The organism is Draconibacterium sp., from assembly GCF_041583095.1.
Classification (GTDB): Bacteria; Bacteroidota; Bacteroidia; order Bacteroidales; family Prolixibacteraceae; genus Draconibacterium.
Map to the genome: position 1 here is coordinate 1 of NZ_JBFHGM010000258.1, position 7,323 is coordinate 7,323.

Below are 7,323 nucleotides of genomic sequence, written 5' to 3' on the forward strand. Positions count from 1 at the left end.
CGGTTTTCAAAAAACTCCTGTCGTTTACGTTTTTTTTCTGCTTCAAACTCTTTCTTTTCACTGGCGTTCATCGGCTTGTCGGTCTGCGGAAAAGGATTGTTGCCGGCTACTTCAATTTTAAGTTTTATCAACTTTTCAATGTCTTTCACGTAAGCATTTTCTTCCGGTTCGCAAAGCGATAGTGCCACCCCTTCTTCGCCGGCCCGGCCACATCGGCCAATACGGTGCACATAGGTTTCGGGCTCGTTGGGTATGTCGTAGTTAATTACATAACGCAGTTTGTCAATATCAATACCTCTTGCCGCAATATCGGTGGCTACCAATACGCGTAATTGTCCTTTTTTAAATTGCATCAAGGCCTTTTGGCGTTGATTCTGACTCTTTTCGCCATGAATGGCCGCACTCTCGATTTTTTTATTCCGCAGGTTGCGTACAATACGGTCGGCCCCATGTTTGGTTCTCGAAAACAGGAGTACCTGCTCTATGTCTTTATTTTTAAGAATGTGTAACAGTAAGTCCTTTTTATCGCTTTTGTTGGTGAAATAGATTTGCTGTTGTATGGTTTCGGCAGTTGAGGAAACCGGGTTCACCGCTACCTTTTTCGGATTCACCAGAATTTGTTGCGAAAGCTTTACAATTTTGTTTGGCATAGTAGCCGAAAAGAACAACGATTGCCGCTGTCGGGGTAATAGCTTTAGCAGTTTATTTATGTCGTGAATAAAACCCATATCAAGCATCCGGTCGGCCTCGTCTAGAACAAAATACTTCACATCGCGCAGTGAAATATGATTCTGACTGATTAAATCGAGCAGGCGGCCGGGTGTTGCAACCAGTATGTCAACGCCTTTTTGCAGTTGGCGTACCTGTGGATTTTGCGGCACCCCTCCAAAAATAACAGTGTTTTGCAGGTTGCTGTATTTGCCGTATGCGTCAAAACTTTCGCCTATTTGTATTGCCAGCTCGCGGGTAGGGGTAACCACCAGCGATTTTATCTGTCGTCTACCCTTTTCGTGGCGGGTAGAGTTTATTAAATGCTGAATGATAGGAATGGCAAAAGCGGCCGTTTTACCGGTGCCGGTTTGGGCACTTCCCAAAACATCGTTTCGTTCTAATACCAGTGGAATTGCCTGCGCCTGAATAGAGGTTGGTTCCGAGTAGTTTTCATCCTTTAATGCCTTTAGTATGGCAGGATGCAATTGTAAATCTTCAAATTTCATTATTGTTTTCTATGGTAAACAAGGGCTCACAAAATAATAACCATGAATAAAGAGCACATTGCTACCAAAACGCTACCCCTCTGTTTTTGTTCTAAACCGCGGCAAAGATACTACAAATAATTTCTTCGCATCGTTGTTGTAATTTTAGTGGTCTCTGATATTTGTCTGAGGTCACAGTCAAGATCGAAACTTTTCGTCTTTTTTCTGAAACTCGCCATCTTTTTTCGGGTATTTCCGTTTGAATGTCGTCCGGAAGAACCACTTGACTTCGATCGGCATACTTCGCCGGACGATGTCCATTCGGTCGATTAAACCCGGCGCTACGCAACGGGTTATTCACATTTGCCGCTTTTAGCGCCAATATCCCGAAGGGATAAAATATAAATAACCTCGGGTGGAACCCGGGGTATATGTATAAATAAATCAAAGGCGCAATCAATAAGTTGTTCAAAGCACCGTTGTTTTATGCGCCTTTATAGCAGCTATTCGAATGAAATACGGCCAAAATAACTCACTTTCATTCCTGTTGATAATTCGCGGGAAACGTGTATGTTATTTGCTGTGGATTGAAGAATAATAAGTACCACAGTGCAGAACTTTAAAAACTAATTCTGTTAAATTTGAAAAAAATCAGAATAGATGCTAATCGTAATATCGCCGGCAAAATCACTGAACTATAAAACACTACCGGGACTTTTTCAGATCAAAACGTTATTAAACATGAGAATAACAACCATTAAACTAATATTGGTGCTAACAGTTGCTTTTATTGGCAGTACTTTAATCCTTCAAGCCCAGGAAAAACATCACAATTCTTTTTTCGAAGATTTTAATTCTTCAACTTCACAGCTTTTTAAATATGGTTCTGCCGGAAAAAATGCTGATTTTACCTGGAAAATTGGAATAGAATCTCCCACAGAGCCCGGAACCAATATTCTATTGTTTAAAATTAATCCGGATGAGGAAGCCGGTGCAGGAAAAGGACCTGAAATAATTTCAAACAATTTCACTCATTTTGGCTCTTATGCCGCACGATTAAAAGTTGCTGATGTAAGAGATGTTCAACCAAACGTAGGAGCTGTGGTAGGTTATTTTACTTATTTTTCGGATACTATAGCCGGACTAAGCGAAATAGACTTTGAATGGCTTATTGCCGATCCGGAAATTATTTATATTGGTACATGGACCGGATTTCAAGGAAAACTTAGAAGGATAGGACGAGTTATTAATATGGCCAGCGGTACTATTTATGAAACCAGTACCAGGGAAAATCATACAGGTACTTCCTCTCCTCTAACAGGTGTTCAATGTCAGCCTGAAACAATTCAACCTATAGAAGGCTTTGATGCATCTTCACAATTCCACACTTACGGATTTCATTGGTATCCAGATTCAATCAGATGGTGGATGATTCATCCGGCGACCAACGATACTATTGTTTTGTGGAATTATAAAGGTTCGCAAATGGGTATCCCTCAAAACCCTTCGTTATACCGAATGAATTTTTGGCATACCGATAACTGGCCGGTAGAAACGGTCCCAACTTCAATTGAAAAACCGCAAGAACGATTTGAGCTGGAGGTTGACTGGATGTCTTATGATCCGTTGAAAAAACAATAAAAGAGTCCTTAATGGAATCGGACTCCTCATCAGCTCTGCTGCGAGGCGTTTCAATTAATAACTACCAAAGTGCTGAACTTTAAAAAAGAAAAGCTGTTAAATTTGAAAAAGAAAATCAGAACATATGCTAATCGTAATATCACCGGCCAAATCGCTGGATTATAAAACACCACCGGTAACTGCAACGTACACCCTGCCCGACATGCTCGATGAGTCGGAAAAGATACTTCCGAAACTGCGGAAAATGAAACCGAAACAACTCTCGGAGTTGATGGGAATTTCGGCCAGTCTGGGGCAACTGAATTACGACCGTTTTCAAACCTGGCACCAGCCATTTACGCCCGAAAATGCCAAACAGGCGGTTCTGGCTTTTAGTGGCGATGTTTTCCAGGGACTGGAAGCTCCTTCAATGAGCGAAGAACAACTTTTAAAGCTACAATCGAAGTTGCGAATTCTATCCGGTCTTTATGGCGTATTGCGTCCGCTTGATTTAATGCAACCCTACCGCCTTGAGATGGGGACAAAAATCAAAATACAACGTTCGGCTGATCTGTATGCGTTCTGGAAGAACAAGATTACACCAAAAGTGCAGGAAGCCATTGATGAGTCGGGGAGTAAGGTGCTGATTAATTTGGCATCAAACGAATACTACAAAAGTATCGACACTAAAAAACTCGACGCCGAAATTGTAACGCCGCAGTTTAAAGACATGAAAAACGGAGAGTATAAAATGATCTCCTTTTTTGCCAAAAAAGCGCGTGGCCTGATGACACGTTTTATCATTGAAAATGACATTGATAATGTGAACGATCTGCAGGCGTTTGATGCTGAAGGGTATGTTTATAATCCGCGTTTATCGAAGGTTGGGAATCCGGTGTTTACTCGAGGTTAATATGGTCACTGGTCATTATACACTGGTTACTGGGCTATGAGACGATGAGCACTGAGACAGTAAGAAATTGTTAAACTGTTGAATTGCTAAATTGTTGCCACCGGAGGCCTGAACTGAGACTGCATACGGCGACTGATAACTTGTAAATTGGAACAGATTTCTCTCCGTCAACTGACGGATCTAAATAATAGGAAACAAAAATGCCATCTCTGTATCAAACAAAGATGGCATTTTCTATTCATCGTTAATCCTTCATCGTTCATCCTTTAAAACGGAAGATCTCCGGCTGCATCGTCTGCCGGTTCGGGTGGAATATCATCCATGCCAAATTCCGGTGGAGGCTCCGGTAAATTACCGTCTGCACTCACTTTATCAATCTTCCAGGCATTAATATTGTGAAACCAGCGTCCGTTATATTCGCGCGATTCCAGGTTAAAAGATACATCAACTTCCTCTCCTGCAGACAGTCCCTTTACCAAATCAACTTTATCGCCAAATAAAGTAAAACAAACCTTGCGTGGGTATTGCTCGTCTGTTTCAATTACAAATTCTTGTTTGCTCCATTCTTTTCCTGCCCGGCTCACACCAGATTCAGGTTTTAAAATCTGCTCAATTTTTCCTTTTACGCTTAATGCCATTTCCTAATTTTTTATTTCAGGAACGAAGATAAAAAAAAGAAACCCTTTGCCTAAAAACAGACAAAGGGTTTTTTTCAACAAGTTTTTGTCATTTCGAATGAAGAGAGAAATCTGTAACCAGAATGCTTTGCAGTTTCAGGTTTCTCAATCGTTCCTCTTTCGGAATGACAAGGCTTGCTTATTCTTTTACAATCTCCAGTAATTCAACTTCGAAAATTAAAGCCATATTTGGTTCAATTGCTCCTCCGGGACGTGGGTTTGCACCATAAGCCAGATTCGATGGGATATAAACTTTCCATTTTGATCCAACCGGCATTAGTTGCAATGCTTCAGTCCAACCCGGAATTACCTGGGTTACACCAAATACAACCGGCTCACCTCTGTCAACTGAACTGTCGAAAACAGTACCATCGATTAAGGTTCCGTGGTAGTGTACGCGCACCTTATCTGTTTCACCTGGTTTTTCGCCAGTACCTTCTGTAAGTACTTCATATTGTAAACCGCTTTCGGTAGTTGTTACTCCTTCGCGTTTTCCATTCTCTTCCAAAAATTTGTTGCCTTCTTCAAGGTTTGCCTGATTTTCGCGCTCTGAGGCTTCACGGAAAAAACGCTGTACCAATGCGTTTGCGTCAGCTTCTGTAATTTCTACTTCTTCGCCTAACGATGCTAAACGGAAGGCTGCAGCCATTGCTTCAAGATTCATCTCTTCGCTTCCGGGAGCTGTTTCAAGTTGTTGTTTATTGTTGGCACCAACTAAAACTCCAATTGCATAACTTACTGAATCGGCACTGGTTTCCAATTTTACCGATGCCGGACCACCTTGCTGGCACGAAGTAGCAGCAACAATCAATGCTACTACAAATACATAAATAATACTGTTCTTCATTTGTTAATTTTTTTTGGCCGTTAGCCGACCGTATTTTTATTATTCTACAATTTCTAATAATTCAACCTCGAAAATAAGGGTAGCGTTTGGTCCGATAACTCCGCCTGCTCCGTTTGGTCCGTAAGCCAGGTTTGAAGGAATATACAATTTCCATTTTGAGCCAACCGACATCAATTGCAGTGCTTCAACCCATCCCGGAATTACACCGTTTACAGGGAATACAGCTGGTTGGTTGCGCTCTACCGAACTATCGAAAACAGTACCGTCGACCAACGTTCCGTGGTAGTGACACTTTACCTGGTTGCCGGCGGTTGGAATGTCGCCTTCTCCTTCGGTTATTACTTCGTATTGTAATCCGCTGGGCAATTGAATTACACCTTCGTTTTTAGCGTTATCGGCTAAAAAGGCATTGCCTTCTTCCATGTTTTTATTGCCATCGGCAGCTTGCGACTCGGCCATGAATGACTCTAGAATTTGGTTGGCGTCTTCAGGTTTCATTCTTGGCGGAACACCTGAAAAAACATCCTGCAAAGCTGTAATGAAAGCGGTTGGATGAACGGTTTTAACTCCTGACTGGATGAGATTTGCAGAAATACTCATTCCTAATGCATAACTAAATTTTTGTAAATCGTCTTTTAATTCGAAATCTGCCATTTTATTTTTTTCTGAATTCAAGTGGGCGAAGATAAAGTAATTTTTTGGTAATAAGGTAATTGAAGTTTTATAATTTGGCGGAGAATTTAAATTCAAAAAAAATAATCTTTTATGGTAATTTTTAGCTGATTAACTTTACAAATGTATTGATTCTATAATTACAGACAACATTAGTCTTATGCGATCGACCACATTATTTTTCGAAAATTTGAGAGTAGCTTTCTCTTCGGTTAGGAGTAATCTGTTGCGCACCACGCTTACCGTTATGATTATTGCAGTGGGAATAACAGCCCTGGTTGGAATTTTAACAGCTATCGATTCGATAAAAAACTCGATAACCAAAGAATTTGCCGTGATGGGTGCCAACACTTTTTCGATTACAAGTGGAGGATTGCGCGCGCAGGGAAATATTCGCTATCGTACAAAAAACTACTCGTACATTTCGTACTACCAGGCAAAGGAATTTAAGGAGCTTTTCGATTTTCCGGCCACAACATCTATTTCGGTTTCGTCGACCGGGGCAGCTACTATAAAATACCAGTCGGAAAAAACTAATCCGAATATTGCTGTTCGTGGAATCGACGAGAATTATCTGGGAACAGCGGGTTACGAAATCGGAACGGGCAGAAGTTTTAGTAATCAAGACATTCAGGATGGCCGGAATGTGGTGCTTCTGGGCAGTAGTTTGGCAAAAAGTTTATTTAAAGGAGGAGAAAATCCCCTGCAAAAAGTGGTGAGTATAGGTAGCGGAAAATATAAAGTGGTAGGGGTTTTAAAAGAAAAGGGGAGTGGTTTTGGGATGAACAGCGATAGGATTTGTTTTATCCCCTTTACAAATTCGAGGGCTTATTTTTCACGTCCCAACATGAATTTTGATGTGCAGGTAAAAGTTGATCGTCCGGAGTTAATGGACGCCGCAGTGGGGCAGGCCGAAGCCATCTTCAGGGTTGTGCGAAATTTAGATCCACTCGATGATTCGGACTTTAGCATCGAAAAAAGTGATAACCTGGCCAACATGCTTCTGGAAAACATTAAGAATATTACGCTGGTGGCAACAATAATAGGATTGATTACTTTGTTCGGCGCGGCTATTGGCTTAATGAATATTATGCTGGTAACGGTAACCGAACGCACCCGCGAAATTGGAGTTCGGAAAGCTATCGGAGCCAAAAGTACTACCGTAAAACAGCAGTTTCTGATGGAAGCAATTCTGGTTGGGCAAATGGGCGGATTTGTTGGGATTATTCTTGGAATACTGGCGGGGAATGGCGTTGCCCGTTTAATTGATTCGCCTTTCTTTATCCCCTGGACCTGGATCATTCTGGGTGTTGTGTTGTGTTTTATTGTGGGAATAATTTCCGGTTATTATCCAGCGCAAAAAGCTTCAAAGCTCGATCCGATTGAATCGTTACGTTA

7 protein-coding genes are annotated in these 7,323 nt (G+C 41.4%); 3 read left to right on the top strand and 4 right to left on the bottom strand.

Going from position 1 to position 7,323, the window contains the following annotated elements:
- A partial coding sequence (locus tag ABZB17_RS18285) for a DEAD/DEAH box helicase (protein WP_372652287.1) occupies nt 1-1,217 on the bottom strand: 1,217 nt, incomplete at its 3' end.
- Between the two features lie 639 nt (nt 1,218-1,856).
- Here ABZB17_RS18285 and ABZB17_RS18290 point away from each other — a divergent pair.
- Both ABZB17_RS18290 and yaaA read left to right on the top strand, forming a co-directional pair.
- Nucleotides 1,857-2,837, top strand: coding sequence for a glycoside hydrolase family 16 protein (locus ABZB17_RS18290; protein WP_372652289.1), 981 nt, complete (start codon nt 1,857-1,859; stop codon nt 2,835-2,837).
- A 124-nt stretch (nt 2,838-2,961) separates the two neighbouring features.
- Nucleotides 2,962-3,729, top strand: a complete 768-nt coding sequence (yaaA, locus tag ABZB17_RS18295) for a peroxide stress protein YaaA (RefSeq protein WP_372652291.1) — start codon at nt 2,962-2,964, stop codon at nt 3,727-3,729.
- Between the two features lie 266 nt (nt 3,730-3,995).
- On the opposite strand, the gene ABZB17_RS18300 is transcribed toward yaaA, so the two are convergent.
- From ABZB17_RS18300 to ABZB17_RS18310, 3 genes are all read right to left on the bottom strand, one after another.
- Nucleotides 3,996-4,367 (bottom strand): DUF3127 domain-containing protein, encoded by a 372-nt coding sequence (locus tag ABZB17_RS18300; protein WP_372652293.1) that lies wholly within the window; start codon nt 4,365-4,367, stop codon nt 3,996-3,998.
- Between the two features lie 178 nt (nt 4,368-4,545).
- Nucleotides 4,546-5,253, bottom strand: coding sequence for an FKBP-type peptidyl-prolyl cis-trans isomerase (locus ABZB17_RS18305; protein ID WP_372652295.1), 708 nt, complete (start codon nt 5,251-5,253; stop codon nt 4,546-4,548).
- Nucleotides 5,254-5,292: 39 nt separating this feature from the next.
- The gene (locus tag ABZB17_RS18310) at nt 5,293-5,907 is read right to left on the bottom strand and encodes an FKBP-type peptidyl-prolyl cis-trans isomerase (protein ID WP_372652297.1); all 615 of its coding nucleotides are present in this window, start codon (nt 5,905-5,907) and stop codon (nt 5,293-5,295) included.
- A gap of 208 nt (nt 5,908-6,115) precedes the next feature.
- Here ABZB17_RS18310 and ABZB17_RS18315 point away from each other — a divergent pair.
- The coding region (locus ABZB17_RS18315; protein ID WP_372652299.1) for an ABC transporter permease at nt 6,116-7,323 on the top strand (1,208 nt) is incomplete at its 3' end.